Source organism: Cohnella baijiui (assembly GCF_020731285.1).
Taxonomy (GTDB): domain Bacteria; phylum Bacillota; class Bacilli; order Paenibacillales; family Paenibacillaceae; genus Cohnella.
In genome coordinates, this window is record NZ_JAJFOW010000010.1 from 81,135 (window position 1) to 99,440 (window position 18,306).

The window sequence follows — 18,306 nt, forward strand, 5'->3', positions numbered from 1 at the left end:
CAGGTCTCTCCTATTCGCCGTTACTCCAACAAATGTCCCGACTTATTCGTTCTTCCTATGCGTTCCAAGTTCAGATCCGTATTTACGCGGACATCCATTTGGGGATAGGCTTGGAGCCATGCCCCTTTCTTCAATTTTTTCCACGCTTCCGGATGCTGAACATGCAGCTCTCTCGCGAATCCGATAACGTCCGACTTGAAGTCCTTTTGCGTTTGCGCGATCAGACCCACGATCTGGTCGTTCAGTTCCCGCAACAACACGCGCTCTGCCCTGTCATGATCAGGGGGTTTGCTCAGATCCAGGGTGGTATCGTTCGATACGGCTCTGACTGCCGCATGTACAGCAACCTCTGTCCGCAAACGACCTTGATCCGTAAACGTGCGGATTTTTTTTTGAAAATGAAGGAACTCGACCGTTAGCGTGCCCTTCGTAAATGGCTTCTCAGGCTCCAGCCTTACCGTGAGCTTCTGCCCCCTGGCTTGGCCATCCATCATTTTGAATGCTTTCAAATGCTCGCCGGAAAGGTAACCGACCAGTTTGTTGTTCCGATAGACCGCCGTTTGATCAATCTGGAAACCCGTTTCTCCCTCCTTCATGGATGAACGGATGGCGCCGGTGAAGGGCTGAATTTCATGCGTAGAGACAGCGTCAAGAAACTCGTCGATTTTGACAGCCGTTCCGTATCCTCCGGTTTGGAGCGTTTTCATCCCGATCGCAGGGATGACTTCCATTTGGTACGGGGCTTGCAATAGTTCTTTTGCGGATACCCCATGCGTTGTAAGAATATATGAATTGTACCGACTTTCCGGAAATCGAAGCAGGGAGTCGAGAACTTGATCGATGCCGTGACGGGCAAACGATTCGCCGATAATGACCACTGCCCGATGCCCGAAAAATATTTTTCGCGACAAACGCTCCTGCAACTGGCCGATTAATTCGTGCACGTTTGCTCCTTTTTCCGACACTGTCATGAACGGGTTCTTCCCCTTCCCGGAGCTTTGAAGCATTCCCGGCATTCCGATGGGAAGGGCGATCTGCAGCGTCAGCTCCACTTGCCCGTCATCCGTCATATCCGTACCGCTCGCCATGACTAGCGCGATTTCGTCCATTTCTCTGCGATCCCAACAACCGGCCAACATCAGGCAAACGAAGAGGAAGAAGAGAATGAATCGGCTATTCCGAGCGCTCCTCATCGCTTTTCCAACTCCTTTCGAAGTTGAATATGCTGCTGTCTCTTCGACATGAACTGCCAAGGGGCACGGGCAAAAACATCCTCCAATCCCGCTCGATTGAAAGGGGCCAATGGCCATAAGTAAGGCAAACCGAGGGATTCCAGTTGGCTGAGATGAATCAAGATCGCAATGACGCCGGCGCTTACTCCGTAAAGTCCTAATGTCCCTCCCAATATGACCAACGGAAATCGCAAGATGCTGAAAACTTGGCTCATGCCCGTATGGGGGATCAAAAACGATGCGATGCCTGTCATCGCCACGACAATAATGATCGGAGCGGATATAATTCCTGCTTGCACAGCCGCCTGTCCGATCACGAGCGCGCCTACGATACTGATGGTTTGACCGACTGGACGGGGCAGACGTACACCGGCTTCCCGAAGCGCCTCGAACGTCGCTTCCATCATCAAGATTTCGATCATGGCCGGAAACGGAACAATTTCTCTTGCATTCGCCAGGCTTAATGCCAGACTGGTCGGGATCATCTCCTGATGGAACGTCGTGATCGCCACATAAACGGAGGGAAGAACAAGCGCGAAGAACGCGAATAAAAATCGGAGCCACCTTAGTACCGTTCCAAAAAGGAAGCTCATGTAATAATCTTCGACCGACTGAAATCCATACCAGAACGTGATGGGCATGAGAAGCGTCATCGGCGTCCCATTCACAAGCACCAACACTCTTCCAACGACCAGAGAGGCGGCGGCCGTATCGGGGCGTTCGGTTGCCTGCGAAGTGGGAAAAGGGGAGTAGGGGTGGTCTCTTACTAATTCCTCTATATATCCGGACTCGATGACGGTGTCCATGTCGATTTTCGAAATGCGATTTTTGATTTCTTCCACTAAGCTCTGTACGGCATAACCCTCTACATACACCACCGCAACATCGGTTTTACTAAGCTTGCCGACGGTCAATCGCTCGATTTTCAATTGTGGACTCCGAATAATTTGCCGAAGAAGAGCCAGATTAACCGATAAATCCTCGACAAATCCGTACCGGGGCCCCCGGATGACGGCCTCCGTTTTCGGTTCTTCCAATTGCCGATGCTTTTGGTTCGTGAGCGGAATGGCTAACGCCGTTTGATGAGAATCGAAAAATAACACAACGCCGCTATAAATGACACGATGAACGACCTCTTCCAACGATTCCAGAATTTCAGGGGGAGCGGTAAACGGCAATATCACCTTCAGCCGCTCAGGCAGCCCGACCGCATTCTCGGTTGCTTTCGAATCCCATTTCTGCAGCGGTTCGAGAACGCCCTCGTTCCATTGGGACTCGTCAATAAGGACGCTTAAATACACGGCCAGACAAGTGATCGAATCGGACAAGGAAAACCTACGGATGACTAGATCCGAGCACTTCTCAAAAGCAGCGAGAATATTGGCTTCATTGACTTTCAGATCGCCGGAGATTTTTAGGGGTTCAATCGATTGTTCGGAAGCGTTTGTCCTTTTCGCTTTTATTCTCATCATGCGCACCTTAGCGTCGTTTTGGAAACCATCTTCATCTTTCCCATGTATTCTCCATTTATGTATGTCAAGCTTTAGGTGTCCACGAATAGGCACCCAGCAGAACAAAGCTGTAGGAAATGGAGCAGATAAATGGATCAGGTCAGGAAAATAGTCGGATTATTAATCATTGTCGCGATCTCGGGTATGGTTCTTTACTATGCCGTTGCCGATTGAGCGACGACGAAAATGAATCGCAGACGACTGGACGAACGGAAAAACCGCCGGGAGATCCCGGCGGTCCGTTCGTTTAAGCTTTGCAGTCATGCGTTGACGAAGGCGCTCCCCGCGATGTTTTTCCCCCGCGCGAGCCATACCTTGAAGCCCGGATTTTTCTCCGGAATGACGAGCGCTTCGGTGGAAAAGTACCGCATCGTGTAGCCGCAGCGGCGATAAGGGCTTTTGTTCGGCGCCGCCCCGTGGATAATCCGCGAGTCGTGCAGCGAGCACTCGCCCGGCTCCAGCTCGAAGTAGACGGCTTTGTTCTCGTCCACGTTTTTGATTTGCGTCGCGAACAGATTCGTCCGGCTGTCGATGTCTTCATAGTCGGAGAAGCCGTTGTCGTGCGTGCCGGGAATGACGCGCATGCAGCCGTTCTCCTTCCAGCTCCGGTCGATGGCGAGCCAGACGGTGACGATCTTGTCGAAGGCGCTGAGCCTGCCGTTCCAGTAGGCGGAGTCCTCGTGCCACGGCGTCGCGCGGCCTACGAACGGATCCTTGCATATGAAGTGGCTCGACCACAATCCGATGTTCGGGCCGATGAGCGGCTCGACCAGGTCAAGCACCTCGTCGCTCAGCAAATAGTCGAGCAGCCGCTCGTCGCGGAAGTGCGGCGTATCCAGCTCGTCCGAAAGCTTGCTCCCCTTTAGCGCGAGCTGCTCTTCGAAAATGTCGGTTAGGCCTTTCATCTTTTCGGGTCCGAACAGCGGTTTTTTGTGCAGCAGGTAGCCCTGCTCCCGATAATGCCGCGTTTGTTCCGGCGTGAGTGCGGGTACGGTCATCTTCGCTCTTCTCCTCTCGGCGTTAAATCTGCGATATCGCTTGATTTCATTGTAGGACTTTCAGCCTGCATGCGCTTCCAGTCTGTTCGGAAAAAATACGCTTATCTTCCGGTCTTGATGAATATGCGTTACAATCGCAGGGAGGACCGAAGAGGAGGTGCGATGCCTTGAGCGCCGAACGGGGCTACCCGGATCGCCTGACCATCGACCAGTATATGGCCGACGCAGCCTACTGTCTGTTCCGCCAGTCGCTGCCCGGCCGGGTATCGCTGCACTGGCACGAATTTTACGAGCTGACCTTCGTTCTCTCCGGCGAAGGGATCAACACGGTCAACGGCAAGGACGTTCCGCTGCGCGAGGGAAGCTTGTTCCTGCTCACGCCCGCCGACTTTCACGAGATCCGGCCGGTCGGCGGCCGGCCGCTGGAGCTGTACAACCTGATCTACCGCGAGGAGTGCATGGACCCGGAGCTGCGCGGCCTGCTCCTCGCACCGGACTGCCTCCGCCTTGCCGAGCTGGACGAGCATGCGGCGGCCGCGACCGCCGAGGCGTTCGCCCTGATCGAAGCCGAATCGCGCCGGGACGCGCCGGATATCGGCTCGCGCCTGCTGTTCCGCGGCGCGCTCGACCGGATCCTCGTCGCCCTGTATCGCCATGCCGAGCCCGGCGGCGCCCGCGATCGCGAAGCGGAAGCGGCCGGCCGGCATCCCGGCAGCGTCCAGCCGGCGCTGCTCTACATTCATCACCACTTCCGCGAGCCGATCTCGCTGCAGGACGCCGCCCGGCAGGCCGGTTTGTCGCCCCACTACTTCAGCGAGCGCTTCCGCCGGACGACCGGCTCGACGTTCCAGCATTATTTGCTGCATTTGCGCCTGCAGTACGCGCGCTCCCTGCTGCGGGCCTCGGCGCTGCCGGTGTCCGAGATCTGCTTCGTCTCCGGCTTCAATACGCTCGCCCATTTCGAGAAAATGTACAAGCGGCGCTACGGGCATCCGCCGAACGCGGGACGATCGGACGGGCGGACGGCGCGTTCGTAGCCGGTGCGTTTCCGTTTCCGATTTTTGCATGCCTTCTTCCCTAACGGGGCCCAAATTAGGTACAATAAGAGAGGGTTGTCCGCAGGGACGGCGCTACATTTTTCAAGGAAAAGGATAATTCGAATATGATCATTCAACCGAAAACGCGCGGCTTCATCTGCACGACCGCGCATCCGGACGGATGCGCCGCCCAAGTGCAGCGGCAAGTGGAATACGTTCAGTCGCAACCGGCCGTCGAAGGCCCCCGCAATGTGCTCGTCATCGGCGCCTCGACCGGCTACGGTCTCGCCTCGCGGATCGTCGCGTCGTTCGCCTCAGGCGCGAATACGATCGGCGTCTACTTCGACAAGCCCGCCGAAGGCGCGCGCACCGCGTCGGCCGGCTGGTACAACTCGGCGGCATTCGAACAGGCGGCGGCCGAAGCCGGCCGCAAGTCGTTCAGCATCGTCGGGGACGCTTTCTCCGACGAGATCAAGGCGAAGACGATCGACCTGATCAAGCGCGAGTTCGGCGCCGTCGACCTCGTCGTCTACAGCGTCGCTTCGCCGCGCCGCACCCATCCGAAGACGGGCGAGACGTTCGCGTCGGTCATCAAGCCGCTCGGGGACACTTACTCGAACAAGACGGTCAACTTCCATACCGGCGAAGTAACGACCGCCTCCATCGAGACCGCCACCGAAGACGAAGTGCGGCAGACGATCGCCGTCATGGGCGGCGAAGACTGGCAGATGTGGATCGATGCCCTGCAGGACGCCGGTGCGCTGGCGAGCGGCGCGACCACGGTCGCCTACACGTACATCGGACCCGAAATTACGCACGCCGTCTACCGCGAAGGGACGATCGGCCGCGCGAAGGAAGACCTCGAAGCGACGGGCCTTCGCCTGAACGCGCAGCTCTCCGAGACCGGGGGCCGCGCGTTCGTCTCCGTGAACAAGGCGCTCGTCACCCAGTCGAGCTCCGCGATTCCGGTCGTGCCGCTGTACATCTCCGTGCTCTACAAGGTGATGAAGGAGCGCGATCTGCACGAAGGCTGCATCGAGCAGATGTACCGCCTCTTCTCCGAGCGCCTGTACGGCGCGTCTCCGACGCCGGTCGACGACAAAGGCCGCATCCGGATCGACGATTGGGAGATGCGTCCCGAGATCCAGGCCGAAGTCGCCCGGCTTTGGGCCGAGCTGACGACGGACAACGTCTACGCGCTGTCCGATCTGGAAGGCTACCGCAAAGAGTTCTTCCAGCTGTTCGGCTTTGAGACGGACGGCATCGACTACGAAGCCGATGCCGATCCGGAAGTCGCCATTCCGAACCAGCAATAATTTCCCGCCATACGGCAAAAGGGCGCGCCGCCCGGGTCCATCGGATCCGGCATCGGCGCGCTCTTTTCTTCTCCCGCTATTCCTTTTCCTGCACCCCGTCTACGAACGATACGCCTTCGGTCCGGTACTGCCGGACCGCCGCCGAGACTTCGGCGGGCGTCAAGGCCCGGTCCTGTGCATGGTACACCCAATCCACATCCATGACGTAAGACCGCTTTTTGCCGCTTTCGAGCAGGCCTTCCGGCAGGAACCACAGGTTGAAGTGGATCGCCATGTCCTGGCGGGGATAGTACTTGCCCCCATGCGTGGACAGCCGCTTGCCGTCGACGTAATAGGTGATCTGACCTCCGGACACCGTCATGACGAGCTCGTGCCAGCCCGCGTAGCCGCCCGGGTGGTAGTCCTGCTCCGTATCCTGGCGCCACGGCTCGCTGCGGTAGGTAAACCAGGACGTATGCCAGAGCGCCGGCTGGTCGACGCCCCACCCGCCGTTCGGCAGCAGCTCGAAATCCAGCTCGCTGTAGAGCGGATCGTCGTCCCGCGCCATCGGCGAAATCGTGAAAAACGTCTGCACGATCCCGTCGCCGTCCGGGCCGGACACGGGCTTGTCCGTAAAGCGGACCCGGGCGGCGTACGTCCCTTCCCGGAACTTGGTCGCCGTCGTATAGATTTCCCCTTGGCGCGTCCCTTTGCCCTTCCCGTCCGTCTCGGCCGTCAGCCGCGCCAGCCGGTTGCCCGCGCCCGCGGGATCGGGCACGAACACGACCTGCCCGGTCCCCCACGACACGCCGCGGGGACCGGGACCGCCGCTATACGTCCGCACCCTCCAGCCGTGCTGGCCGAGCTTCTCATCCCGGGCGTCCGTATAGCTGAAATCGTCAAACAGCGCGCGTTTCACCTGCAGCGCGCCGCCTTCCGTTCGGGCGGAGCTCGCCGTGCCCCATACTTCCGCTTCGACGTAGTGGTTGAAGCCGTTCGCGCTGCTCCCGTTCGAGTAGAACCGCACGTAGCGCGCGCGGACGGCAGGGAACCGCACGCGCAAGCCGTCCGCCGACTCCGCGTACTGCGAGTTCTCGCCCCGTCCGAAGCCGACGCTGTTGTCCCGGTCGTTGTTAAACACCGTCGTCACGCCCGTCCGGAACGCCGGATCGTCGGACAGCCGGATAACGACGTCCCGATACGTCCGGCCGTCGGCGTAATAGTGCCAAAGCTTGATCTTGGCGACATCGAACGACTTGCCTAAGTCAATCTGCACCCACTGCACGCCGCTTGAGACGCTCGCGTAGTCGGCGCTGCTCTTCGTTCCGTCCGTCAGCACGGCGCCGCCGCGAAAATCCGCGTAACCGGCCTTTGCCGGCTTGCCCGCCGCCAGATTCACCAGCGGCTCCGCATGCGCCTTGGGCCAGGAGGCAACCCCCGACAGCAGCGCGATCGCCGCCGCCAGGCGCAGGGCGCCCCGTTTCCATCCATAATTCCGTTCGCTCATTCGCCCCTCCATCTCTCGTTGCCTGCGGCCGTTCCGCCGCCTTGACGTCCGTCTGTCCTCCTCCGCGAAATTTTCATCTAGAATAGGCGATCCATTCCGGTTTGTAAACCGGACCAGAAGACTAGGACCCGGGCGGACTTCCCCGCGCTTCCGGGAAAATCGTTCGCGGTTTCGCCTTCAAGACAAGCAGGCACGCGACGTCTCCCGCGGGTCTCGAAGCCGTTTAGCTTCTTTCTAGGGATCGGACTGCACAAAAAAACCGTCCCTTCGAAATGGCGGGATTCACCTCCATTTGGCAAAGGGACGGTTTGGTTGCGTTTGAAGAAGTCATCTTTTTACAAGGAGGTCACAGCGTTCCGTAGGTCTCGAGCTTCAGCTCCCCCTGCACGCCTTCGGGCCAGCGCACCTCGATCCGGACGTCCGACGGCGCCTCTACGCGAAGGGCAAGCCGCGTCCCTTCCCGGCGCCATCGCACGGCGATCTGGCCGCCCTGCGGCAGCGGCACGGCGCCCTCCGCCCAGGTCAATCCGCACGGCTCGGGCGCGATCTCCACCGTTCGCCAGCCCTCGTCCAGCCGCCGCACGCCGAGGATGCTCGCGCCGAGAAAGTAGCCCGGCGCCGCGGACCAGGCGTGGCAGTGGCTGCGCGTCAGTTGGTTCGGATTGGCCCGGTTCTCGTCGAAGTTCGGGTACATCTCCCAGCAGGTCGTCGCGCCGTGGTCCAGCATCATGCCGTACCGTTCGCGGATGTCGTCCAGCAGATGCCGATGCTGACCCGCTTTCTCCAGCGCTTCGTAATAGAAGAAGGACATGAACGGGCTGCCGATTTGCACGAACGCGGGCGGAGGCGAGAGCAGGAAGGCCTCCATCGCCGCTCGCCGATCGCCCTCGGCTACGTCGCACAGATAGGCGACCACCTGCGTCTGCATGCTGAAGACGTTCGAACGGCGGCCGTCGGCATGGATGCAGTCGAGGTAGGCCCCTTGCGCCTCGTCCCACAGATGCCGGTTGATCGCTTGGGCCAGAGCGTCGGCCTTCTCCGTGTAGGCGGGCGCTTCGTCGGCGGATCCGGCCAGCGCGGCCAGGCGCGCCGCCTGGCGAAGCGCCTTGACGAGAAACAGGTTCTGATGCGTCACGATGCCGTCGCCCGGCTGATCGATCGGCGCCCAGTCGAGCAGGTTCCACCCCCGGATAAAGAGCAGACCCGCTTCGTCCAGGTGCCGCAGGTAATGTTCCAGCGTGTGGCGGACGGACGGCCAAACGGCGCGCGCGAACGCCCGGTCGCCGGCATGGGCCGCGTATTCCTCGCAGGCGATGATCCAGAAAAAAGTCCAGTTCGGGATGACGCTGTTCCAGGCGCTCGGCACCTGATCCACGTAAAGCGGCGTCATATCCCCCGAGCCGGGCACGAGGTTCAGACAGCGCTTCACGATGTCGGTCGCCCCGAACACGTAATAGTTGACGAGCGCCTCGTTGCGGCTGTCGCCGACCCAGAATACCTGCTCGTAAGCGGGACAGTCGACGAACGTATCCTCCATGCACAGCCGCGTCGTGTGCCGGCTCATCTTCCAAATCTCGTTCAACTGCGCGTCCGAGCAGCGGAATTGCCCCCGCTCGGCCACGGGATACGTGCTCTGGTTCACGTACGCTTCATGGAGCTTGACGCGCCCGGCCCCGCCCCGCACCGTCAGCAGGAGGTAGCGGAAGCCTCGCCGCACGGGCGACAGGTACCGCTGCCTCCCCTCCCGGCAGACGTAGCGGAACGTATTGTCCAGCCCGTACGTGTGCTGGATGTAGTCGTCCCGCATATACTCCACCCCGTAGCCGTCCACGACCGTGCCGGCCGGCGCCTCGATCTCGAAGCCGACGTAGCCGGAGCGCTCCTGGCCCAGATCGAGGACGAGCTCGACGTCGCCGTCCGCGAACGCCGGCAGCTCGGCCGGCTCCGGCACCGGCAGCACGGCGTTCTGGAGCGACGGCGGGACCGCCAAACGCTCCGCGACCGTCCGCCAGACGCAGGATCCGAAGACATCGTCTTCGGTGTACAGGTCCGCGTCCGCCGGACGGATCCATTCCCGGTAAGCCGCAAATTCGGCCGCCGAAGCGCAGGACCGGAGCGCCACGTACGCCGGATGGTCCAGGCGCAGCTCGCGGCCTGGCTGGTGGTCGATCCGCTCCGTATGATCGAACGGACCGACGGTGACGAGCGGCGTCTCCCCCTTCTCCCCGCCATCCGCCGGACGGCGAAGGCGGAAGGGAACGTCGCCGTCGACCGCGAGATGGAAGCTCCCCCCGTGGTCGCCCGACGTGACGTCGACCAGCACCAGATGCTCGCCGGCCGCGAGCCGCAGCTCGTAATACCGCTCCGGCTGTTCGCCGCGCCAAGTCTCGCAGGGGACGCCGTCCACGAACAGACGGCTCGCCCGGCCGCCCGGGAAGCCGATCTCGACGCGGCCGTCCTCCTCCAGCTCCAGCAGCGTCGCCACGTAGCCGCAATACGCGATCGGATTGGCGTGGTTCGCGCTCTCCGGCACCATCTGGTTGCGCAGGTCGAGCGCGGCGGCGTAAGCCGGCGCCCGAACCCGGCGCAGCGACGCGACCGCGGCCGGATAATGCTTTTCCTCCGTCAGGAACGGGATGTCCCGCGGCACGAGTGTCGTCCAGGGGGCCGTTCCCGCCCCGCCGATCGGCCGCGCCCGCTCCCAGCCTCCGTCGTCGAATCCGGGCTGCGTCCAGCGGTCGTCGCCTTCCCGGGCGTCGATCACCTCCGCGAACCCTTGCTGGCAGGCCATCCGCGGAGAGCCGGTCTGCTGGCCCGGCAGCCGGATCGTGCGCCATTCGCCGTCCGTGGAGACCAGGGGGCGTCCCCCGGCTTCCGCATCGATCAGCAGACCGCCGCGACCCCGAATATAGTAAAAGTTGGACACGCCAAAATGCAGGACGAGCGCCGCGATCGTATTTTCGCCGGCGCGCAGCAAATGCCCGATCTCGTACGTATCGTAGAATTGCTCCTTCGGCCAGGAGCGGACCGGTCCGCGTCCGACCTGCTCTCCGTTCACGTACAAGATGTAACGGGAGTCGGCGCTGATATGCAGCCGCGCAGAAGTTCCTGCTTCCGCGGGGCCGTCGAACGTTCGCCTGAAGCAACGCCATTCGTTTCGCGGACTTTCCGCGTCGCCTCCCCAAATCCAGGAGGCTTGCCAAGCTCTGCCCGCCACCATCTTCTCGCCACCTTCGCTGATCTCGAATGGATTTCTCTCTCATTCTACCGCTTCCCCGGCGGCAGAAAAGGGTTGATCCTGCCATTATGCGGGAGTATGCTGACAAAAAGAGAGGAGGCGCCGCGATGATCAAACGTTCGGTCGAGCTGACGCCGGCCCGTCTGTTCCTGGACGACAAGCTGCCGTTTTACGTGAATCGGGTGTCGGAATCGTACGCGCTTCAGCAGCACGCGCACGAGTTCACAGAGCTCTGCTACGTGTTCGAGGGACAAGGCTTTCACTATATCGGGGAAGAGACGCTGTCCGTCGCCCAGGGGGATCTGTTTATCCTGCCCGTCGGGACCGACCACGTCTTCCGCCCCCGGTCGACCGATCCCCGGTACCCGCTCGTCGTCTACAATTTCCTGTTCGACGCCGCCCGAATGGCCCGTGCGCTGGCGGGCTTGCCGGGGATCGACGAGCTTCGGACCGCGCGATGGCAGCTCGACCTGCTTCCCGCGCCGGAGCGGCCGGGCTGGCGCCGGCTGCGGGACGATTCCGGCGCTTACCGGACGTTTTTCGCCGGCGCCTACCCGGAGCTGCTCGGCCGCCGGACCGGCTACGTTCCGCGCATGTACGGCGCGTTTCTCGTGCTTCTGACCGAGCTCGAACGCCATTTGGCCGAGAACGGGTCCGAACGCGGGGAGGCGGAGACGGCGCGGGGCGCGGGGGCGCTGGCCGCCGCGCTCGATTATATCCGAAGCGCCTACGGCGCGCCCATCACCGCCGCGCAAGCCGCCGCCGCGGCGCAGATGAGCGAGCGCCAGCTGCACCGCCTGTTTCCCCGGGCGACCGGCCTGACCTTCGCCCAATACGTGCAGGACCTGCGCGTCGGACGCGCGCGCGAGCTGCTCCGGACGACGCGGATGACCGTCCAGCAGGTGGCGGAGGCCGTAGGCTATCAGGACAAGGGCTATTTCGCGGACCTGTTCAAGAAAAAAACGGGGCTGACGCCCCGCGCCTACCGCCAGCGCTAGAGAATGCCGATAAACGCCAAGTCGAACCGCGTCCCCGCGCAATCCGGCGCGTTGCCGTGGACGACCTCGATTTCCGCCTCGTGCCGTCCTTCGGGCAGATCCTCTGCCAGCGTCTCCAACTTGAACCAGCCTTGCGGACCGCACCAGTCCGGCCGCTCCCGGACGGAGCGCATCCATTCGCCGCCGTCGATCCGCCAGCGGAATTCGGCGGACAGATTGCCGAAGTCGAAGCCGAGCGCGAGGCCCCGTCCCTCGAACGAAAAGCGGAGCTTCGCCCCGACCGCCGACGTCGAGAGCGCCCGGTCGATCCAGTGCAGCGTCACCCAGCGGCGGACCGTCCACGGGCCTTCCGTCCGGACGTCCTCGAACGGGACGAACCGCACCCGCTGCCAGTGGCCCTCGTGCAGCGGCGCCGGCAGCGGGCGTTCGGCGGCGTCTTCCGCGAGGTCCGCCGCGGCGTCCGCACGCAGCGTCTCCCGGAGGAAGCCGATGACGCTTTCGCCGTAGCTCAGGCTGCCGCGTTCGGTCGGATGAAGTCCGTCGGGCAGCCATTCCTCCCACCGCATGCGACCCCGCTTCACTTCCTCCAGCGCGTATTTGCCCATCCAGACCGAGCTGAGGCCGTAATGCTCGCCGAGCGCTTCGAATTCGGCGATGCTGTGCGGCGCGTCGCCGCGCATCATCGCCTCGTACATCGGCTGGCAGTACGTATAGACGAGCACCACGTCCCGCCGGCCGTCCGCCAGCAGCTGCCGCAGCAGGCCTTCCCGCGTCCGGTTGCGCCGCTCCGGCGGCGTGTCGTAGTCGTTCACCGCAAACTCGACGAACACGAGATCGCAGCCGGTGTCGATCAGGTCGCGCTTCGCCCGGAAGGCGGCCAGGTCGCTTCCCGTCGCGCCGATGCCCGCGTTCTCCACGAAGAACCGGACGTCCGGATAAGCCTCCGCGAGCCAGCGCGTCACCGGCTCCGGCCAGTTGTGACCGGGCCTCGCGTCCGTGATCGATCCGCCGATGAAGCCGATCGTGAGCGCGCCTTCCTTCAGCTTTCGTTTCGTGCGGGCCAGCCCGCCTCTCCTGCGTACAATGCCTTCTGCCATGGGCAACATGATCTCTCCTCCATTCGTTGGTTTCCTTCCTCTCATTCTATCAACCGGGCGATTTCCCGCAACCGGGCCAAGCGCACGTCTTTCAAAATGCCGCGACCGGGGTAATAAAGATCATCACAACGAGACGGAGGGATACGCATGGTACTCATTCTCGGCATTCTTGCAGTCGTCGTCGCCATCATCCTGTGGATTGCCAAGGTCGCCACCGAAGTCGTCTTCTCGTTCGGCGGCATCGGCGCGATCGTCATCATCATCGGCCTCATTCTGCTGACGCGCAACCGGAGAGGCGCGGTCTAGGCCGGCAAGCGGAAAAACTTCGAATCGGGTTTCATCAACCGATCGCGAAAAAGGAGCGTGCCCCGTTCGGGGAGCGCTCCTTTTTTCATGGCGGGGCGCTCCTTTTTAAGCGTCGGGACGCTTCGTCCTGGGCAGGAGTCCCCTTCGGACGCTGCGCAAGCCTACTCGCTTTTGCGGAATTCGGACACCGTCTGCCCCGCGACCTCCTTGAACACTTTGCAGAAATACGAGGCGTCGGGATAGCCGACCTTCTCCGCGACCTCGTACACTTTGAGCCGCGTCTCGCGGAGCAGGCGCTTGGCGACGTCCGTCCGATGGCGGTTCACGTACTCGGTGAGCCGCATCCCCGTCTCGCTGCGGAACAGATTGGACAGGTAGTTCGGGCTGAAGCCGAGCACGTCCGCCAGCGCGGGGAGCGTGATCTCCTCCGCGTAATGCTCGCGGATGTATGCGATCGCCTGCTGGATCTCCTTGCGGCACGGACGAGCGCCGGCGTCCGCGGACGGCGGGGACAGCTTTGCGAATTCGCCCAGGATGAGGGCGAAGAGGCGCTCCGGCGGCTCCATCCGGCGGAGCGCCTGCTGCAGCGCGGCCTGCCGGTCGCGCGCGGCGCGCGCCGCGTCTTCGCCGGCGCCGCGTTCCTCGGCGAGCACGGCCGCGAGCGAAAGGCCGTCGGCCAGACACTGCTGCAGCTGCGCCCGGTCGCACCGGAGGCGGCGCAAGCGGCCGACCAGCGCCTCGGTCGCCGCCTCGCCCGCGGCGGGGTCCCCCTTCCGCAGCGCGGCGAGCCAGTCGCGCGCGCAGGCGGGGTCCAGGCCGCCGGGCTCGGCCGGACGGCTCGCCCCGTAGACGCGCCCCCAGCCGTCGTACGCGGTCTGGAACAGCGCCGCGTCCGCCTGCGCGTACGCTGCCGGCAGCGCCGCGCACCCGCGGCGGGCGTCGCTCAAGCCGACCGACGCGCGGAGCCCGGCGGCCGCCGCCTCGGCCGGCAGGCGGACGGCCAGCGACCGCGCGGCGGACTGCGCCAGCGCCTCGTCGGGCGCGAAGACGGCGACCGCCCAGCACCCGGGCGACAGCCGGACCGTCAGCGCTTGGGCGCCGTCCGAAGCGCCCGCCCGCGCCCGCTCCAGCGCCTCGCGGAAGCGCTCGTCCGCGGCGGCGTCTCCCGCGAGCGCTTCGGCGCAAGCGAGCGCGAGAATTCGGTACGGCGCGGCGCCGTGCCGGAAGCCGCAAGCCTCCGCCTGGCGCGCCAGCTCCCGCTCGTCCGGCCAGTCGCCGAGCATCGCCCGCCGCGCGAATTCCGCCTCGGCCGCGGCGCGTTTCGCCTCCCTCTCCCCGCGCAGCCGCTCCGCCTCCTCCAGGCGCGCCTTCACCTGGTCGAGCAGCTGCGCCAGCGACTCCGGCTCGAGATCGTGCTTCAGCAGGTAATCCTGCGCGCCCAGCTTCAGCGAATCCTTGACGAACTGAAAGTCGTCGAACGAACTCAACATGACGACGACGGTATCGGGCGTGCGGCGCTTCACCGCTTCGATCAGGTCGATGCCGTTCATTTCCGGCATGCTGACGTCCGTCAGGATCAGATCGAAGCTCTCGCGATCCATCACCTGCAGCGCCTGCTTGCCGTTGATCGCTTCGGCTGCCAGCTCGAACCCGTGCGCCCGCCAGTCGATAATCGTCTTGACGGCATAGCGGTAGATGGCGTTGTCTTCGACGATCATGGCTCTATACGGCATGTCGGTTAGCCTCCTCCGGATGGGTCGTGTACGGCAGCCGGACGATCGCCCGCGTGCCCGCCCCGGGGGCGGTCTCGAAGCGCAGCCCGTAGGCGTCGCCGTGATGGGAGCGGATGCGCTCGTGCACGTTGCGGACGCCGATGCTGTTCAGTCCGGGATACTGCGTCTCGCGGTCGGCGACGAGGAGGCCGGCCGCGAACGCCGGCGTCATCCCGACGCCGTTGTCCTCGACGACGATCCGCAGCGCCGTTCCGTCGAGCGACGCCGCGATGCGGATGAGCCCGGTTCCTTTCGACATCTCCAGGCCGTGCAGAATGGCGTTCTCGACGAGCGGCTGCACGAGGAAACGAGGCACGATGCCCTCGGACAGCGATTCGTCCACGTCGAAGACGACCTCGAAGGCGTCGCCGTAACCGATTTTCTGAATGTGGATGTAGTTGCGCACGTCCTCCAGCTCCTCGGACAGCCGGTGGAACTCGCCGGCCTTCCGGATCGACGACTTCAGCAGCCCGGTGAGCGCGCCGACCATCCGCTCGATCTCGGTTTGGCCGCGGCTGCGCGAGAACCAGCGGATCGTGCCGAGCGTGTTGTACAAAAAGTGCGGGTTGATCTGCGCGAGCAGGACCGAGTATTCCGCCTTCTGCTTGGCGAGTCGCTCGGCGGACACGTGGTGGATCAGCTCGTCGATGCGCGCCACCATCATGTTGAACCGGATGGCGAGCATGCCGATTTCGTCGCGTCCGCGCGGCGTCGCTTTGACGTTGAAGTCGCCTTCCTCTACGCGCCGCATCGTGCGCTCCAGCCGCTTGATGTCGCGGGTCGTCCCGATGGACAGCCAGAACGCCAGGATCAGGGCGACAAAGATGAACAGGGTGCAGACGCCGACGATGATCGTCTCCAGCATCCGCGTCCCCGCGAGCAGCTGCGCGAGCGGGATGAAGCAAAGGATCGTCCAGCCGGTGTTCGCCGACCGGTACTCGGCCAGCAGCGCTTGCTCCCCCTTGACGCGGGCGACGCGCCCTTCGGGACCGACGCCATCTTCCAGCTCCGGCGAGGGGAGCGGCCGGACCAGCTCCGCGTCCGTCTGGCCGTAGCGGCCTTCGATCAGCGGCTGGCCTTGAGCGTTGACGATGACCAGATTGTCCGTATGGATGATCGAGCCGTCCGCGAGCAGACTCGTGAAGTAGGCGCGGTTGAGATGAAAGACGATGACGCCGAAGCGGCGGTCCACCTGATTGAGATCGAGATAATAACGGACAAGCGCGACTTCGTCGGTGCCCCGGTAGGACGATGTCCACGCGATCCCCCGCTTGCGGCTTCCGAGCTCCCGCTCCGCGCGGTCCATGATCTGCGCCGCCTTCGTCGTGTTCATTCCGCTGCCTTGGGCGGAGGGGCGCTCCCACCAGAACAGTCGGCCCTGGTTGTTGCGGATCGTGATCGCGTTGATCATCGGATTGTTGTTGCCGTATTGAAAGAGCAGGTTGGCGACGCGGGTGTAGGCGGAAGGATAGCTCTCGTCCGTGATCGGCTCGCTGCGTTCCGAGACGATCTGCGTCAGCAGCTTGTCGTTCAGCAGGAATACGGTGCCGTTCACGAATTCCTCTACCTTGTTGTCCACGTTTTTGGAAAATTGGTCGATGACGCTGAGAGAGAGCTCCCGCGTATTCGCCTCGATATAATGCTTCGAAGCGAAAGCGGCGGCGCTTCCGATCGCCAGCGCGAGCAGCAGGATGATGAACAGGTTCGACAGCAGGATCTTGGTCCGGATGCGAAAATGCTTCAGTCGCCCCAGCGGGTTAAGCCCTTCGAGCCATCGCATGATCGGGCTCCTTTCCGCCGCGCCGTCAGCGGCGCGGCCGAATTCGGTCGAACGCTTCGTCGAGCGCCCGGATGCACTTGTCGACATCGTGCCGCGGGTCGTAGAGGAACAAAGTCAGCTCGTTCTGATACGCGGCGAGAAGCTCCTGATTGATCACTTCGGGGTAAAAAAACGAGTAGTCGAACGACCGTCCCGTCTGCAAATATTGGCGATCCAGCTCCTCGAACGCCGGATCGAACGAGAGCGGGGCGCCGGCCGCGAGGGAGATGCCTTTTTTTTGCGTCTGGAACACCTCCGCCATTTCCGGCGTCGCGAAGGAACGTGCGACCTCGAGCGCCAGCGCCTTGTTCGGCGAATTGGGGTTGATGACGATGCCGCCGGTCGTCTTTATGGCAAAGCGGGCGTTTGCGGGATTTTCGGAGTAAGGAAAAGCGAACATGCCGATGTCGGCATCGGGGTTCTCCGACCGCAGCCCGTCGACGGTCCACGTCCCGTTGATGATCATCGCCGCCTCGCCGTGCGCCACCATCCGGAGCGCGTCGCTCCAGCCCGTGCTGAACGGCGCGTCGCCGACGTAGCGAAAGCGCTCGGCTAGCCGCTTCAAGACGCGCTTGAAGCCCCCTTTGTCATCCGCGAACGTCGCCTTGCCGGCTTCGATGTCCCGGATCCAGCTCGGCGCGCCGATGCCGCTCGCGATGACGTCCGGCTGAATGTCCGCGTTCAGCGTCCAGATGTCCTTGTAGCCGGCGGCGATCGGCGTGACGCCCGCCTTGCGCAGCCGTTCGCAGACCGCGAGGAATTCGCTCCACGTCGTCGGGACGCGTTCGATGCCCGCTTTGGCGAACGCCGCCTTGTTGTAGACGACGCCGACGCCGTCCCGGTCGAACGGCATCGCCCATACCCGGCCGTCGGCCGTCTTTACGCCCTTGAGCGCGTCGTCGCTAAGCCCGTCCAGCAGCGGTTGTCCGGTCAAATCCATTGCGTAGCCGGCATCGATGAACTCCTGCAGGGCGAAGATGCTGTCGGTCATGTAGAGATCCGGCATCTTCTCGACGGCGACCAGGTTGTGCAGCGTGCTGGCGTACGCGTTCGCGTCCGCGGCGATGATTTCGAAGTTGACCCGGGGATGGGACCGGGCGAACCGGCTTGTGCCGATCTCCAGCCATTTGCGGGCCCCCTCCTCGCGGAAGTGGTGGTACCAGACCAGCTTGACGGTCGGCGCCTTCGGCTTGCCGGAGGCGGGCCCCGTCGCGAGGCCGCCGTCGGCCCCCGGCCACCCGCAGCCCCCCAGTCCGCCCGCGAGCAGCAGGAGCGAGAGGGCACGGCAGACGTTTTTTCGAGTCCGTGTTTTCAAAGAATCACCTGCCGTCCCATGATCGTAGAAGCGCTTACATTCCCCATTTTACATGGATTCTTCGCCCCCTTCTATCCCCCGGCGGATGCAGCGCGCAGGTACTTTTTCCCCGATCGGCGGGAACCATGGCCAAGAGCCCCCTCGGACGAGGCGGCTCTTGGCGCTGCGGCGGAACGAAGAG

The 18,306-nt window shown here is 63.1% G+C and carries 13 protein-coding genes; 4 read left to right on the top strand and 9 right to left on the bottom strand.

Annotated features, from left to right (window positions below):
* Nucleotides 1-20: 20 nt before the first annotated feature.
* The 3 genes from LKX83_RS12880 to LKX83_RS12890 all read right to left on the bottom strand — a co-directional run bounded on the left by LKX83_RS12880 (nucleotide 21) and on the right by LKX83_RS12890 (nucleotide 3,741).
* Nucleotides 21-1,193, bottom strand: coding sequence for a Ger(x)C family spore germination protein (locus LKX83_RS12880; RefSeq protein WP_227882675.1), 1,173 nt, complete (start codon nucleotides 1,191-1,193; stop codon nucleotides 21-23).
* The gene (locus LKX83_RS12885) at nucleotides 1,190-2,701 is read right to left on the bottom strand and encodes a spore germination protein (RefSeq protein ID WP_227882676.1); all 1,512 of its coding nucleotides are present in this window, start codon (nucleotides 2,699-2,701) and stop codon (nucleotides 1,190-1,192) included. The genes LKX83_RS12880 and LKX83_RS12885 overlap by 4 nt, the downstream gene beginning before the upstream one ends.
* A gap of 302 nt (nucleotides 2,702-3,003) precedes the next feature.
* Nucleotides 3,004-3,741: a phytanoyl-CoA dioxygenase family protein gene (locus tag LKX83_RS12890; RefSeq protein ID WP_227882677.1), complete on the bottom strand. Its 738-nt coding sequence runs from the start codon at nucleotides 3,739-3,741 to the stop codon at nucleotides 3,004-3,006.
* A 167-nt stretch (nucleotides 3,742-3,908) separates the two neighbouring features.
* Here LKX83_RS12890 and LKX83_RS12895 point away from each other — a divergent pair, with 167 nt between their 5' ends.
* Nucleotides 3,909-4,778: a helix-turn-helix domain-containing protein gene (locus LKX83_RS12895; RefSeq protein ID WP_227882678.1), complete on the top strand. Its 870-nt coding sequence runs from the start codon at nucleotides 3,909-3,911 to the stop codon at nucleotides 4,776-4,778.
* Between the two features lie 125 nt (nucleotides 4,779-4,903).
* Nucleotides 4,904-6,094: an enoyl-ACP reductase FabV gene (fabV, locus tag LKX83_RS12900; protein WP_227882679.1), complete on the top strand. Its 1,191-nt coding sequence runs from the start codon at nucleotides 4,904-4,906 to the stop codon at nucleotides 6,092-6,094.
* 76 nt (nucleotides 6,095-6,170) lie between these two features.
* On the opposite strand, the gene LKX83_RS12905 is transcribed toward fabV, so the two are convergent.
* Entirely contained in the window at nucleotides 6,171-7,580 is a 1,410-nt protein-coding gene (locus LKX83_RS12905; RefSeq protein WP_227882680.1) for a galactose-binding domain-containing protein, read from the bottom strand.
* 346 nt (nucleotides 7,581-7,926) lie between these two features.
* A complete protein-coding gene (locus LKX83_RS12910; protein ID WP_227882681.1) occupies nucleotides 7,927-10,800 on the bottom strand; it encodes a family 78 glycoside hydrolase catalytic domain in 2,874 nt (957 codons plus the stop codon).
* Between the two features lie 125 nt (nucleotides 10,801-10,925).
* Here LKX83_RS12910 and LKX83_RS12915 point away from each other — a divergent pair, with 125 nt between their 5' ends.
* Nucleotides 10,926-11,816 (top strand): AraC family transcriptional regulator, encoded by an 891-nt coding sequence (locus LKX83_RS12915; protein ID WP_227882682.1) that lies wholly within the window; start codon nucleotides 10,926-10,928, stop codon nucleotides 11,814-11,816.
* On the opposite strand, the gene LKX83_RS12920 is transcribed toward LKX83_RS12915, so the two are convergent.
* Entirely contained in the window at nucleotides 11,813-12,922 is a 1,110-nt protein-coding gene (locus tag LKX83_RS12920) for an SGNH/GDSL hydrolase family protein (RefSeq protein ID WP_227882683.1), read from the bottom strand. The two genes, LKX83_RS12915 and LKX83_RS12920, sit on opposite strands and share 4 nt — an antisense overlap.
* A gap of 138 nt (nucleotides 12,923-13,060) precedes the next feature.
* Here LKX83_RS12920 and LKX83_RS12925 point away from each other — a divergent pair, with 138 nt between their 5' ends.
* Nucleotides 13,061-13,219, top strand: coding sequence for a hypothetical protein (locus LKX83_RS12925; protein ID WP_227882684.1), 159 nt, complete (start codon nucleotides 13,061-13,063; stop codon nucleotides 13,217-13,219).
* Nucleotides 13,220-13,380: 161 nt separating this feature from the next.
* Here LKX83_RS12925 and LKX83_RS12930 read toward each other — a convergent pair whose 3' ends face one another.
* Genes LKX83_RS12930 through LKX83_RS12940 form a run of 3 tightly spaced genes read right to left on the bottom strand, consistent with a single transcriptional unit; the run spans nucleotide 13,381 to nucleotide 18,125 of the window.
* Nucleotides 13,381-14,952: a response regulator gene (locus tag LKX83_RS12930; protein WP_227882685.1), complete on the bottom strand. Its 1,572-nt coding sequence runs from the start codon at nucleotides 14,950-14,952 to the stop codon at nucleotides 13,381-13,383.
* Complete coding sequence (locus tag LKX83_RS12935; RefSeq protein ID WP_227882686.1) at nucleotides 14,942-16,771, bottom strand: cache domain-containing sensor histidine kinase; 1,830 nt, start codon at nucleotides 16,769-16,771, stop codon at nucleotides 14,942-14,944. Before LKX83_RS12935 ends, LKX83_RS12930 begins: the two co-directional genes overlap by 11 nt.
* A gap of 25 nt (nucleotides 16,772-16,796) precedes the next feature.
* Entirely contained in the window at nucleotides 16,797-18,125 is a 1,329-nt protein-coding gene (locus LKX83_RS12940; protein WP_227882687.1) for an ABC transporter substrate-binding protein, read from the bottom strand.
* Nucleotides 18,126-18,306: the final 181 nt, after the last annotated feature.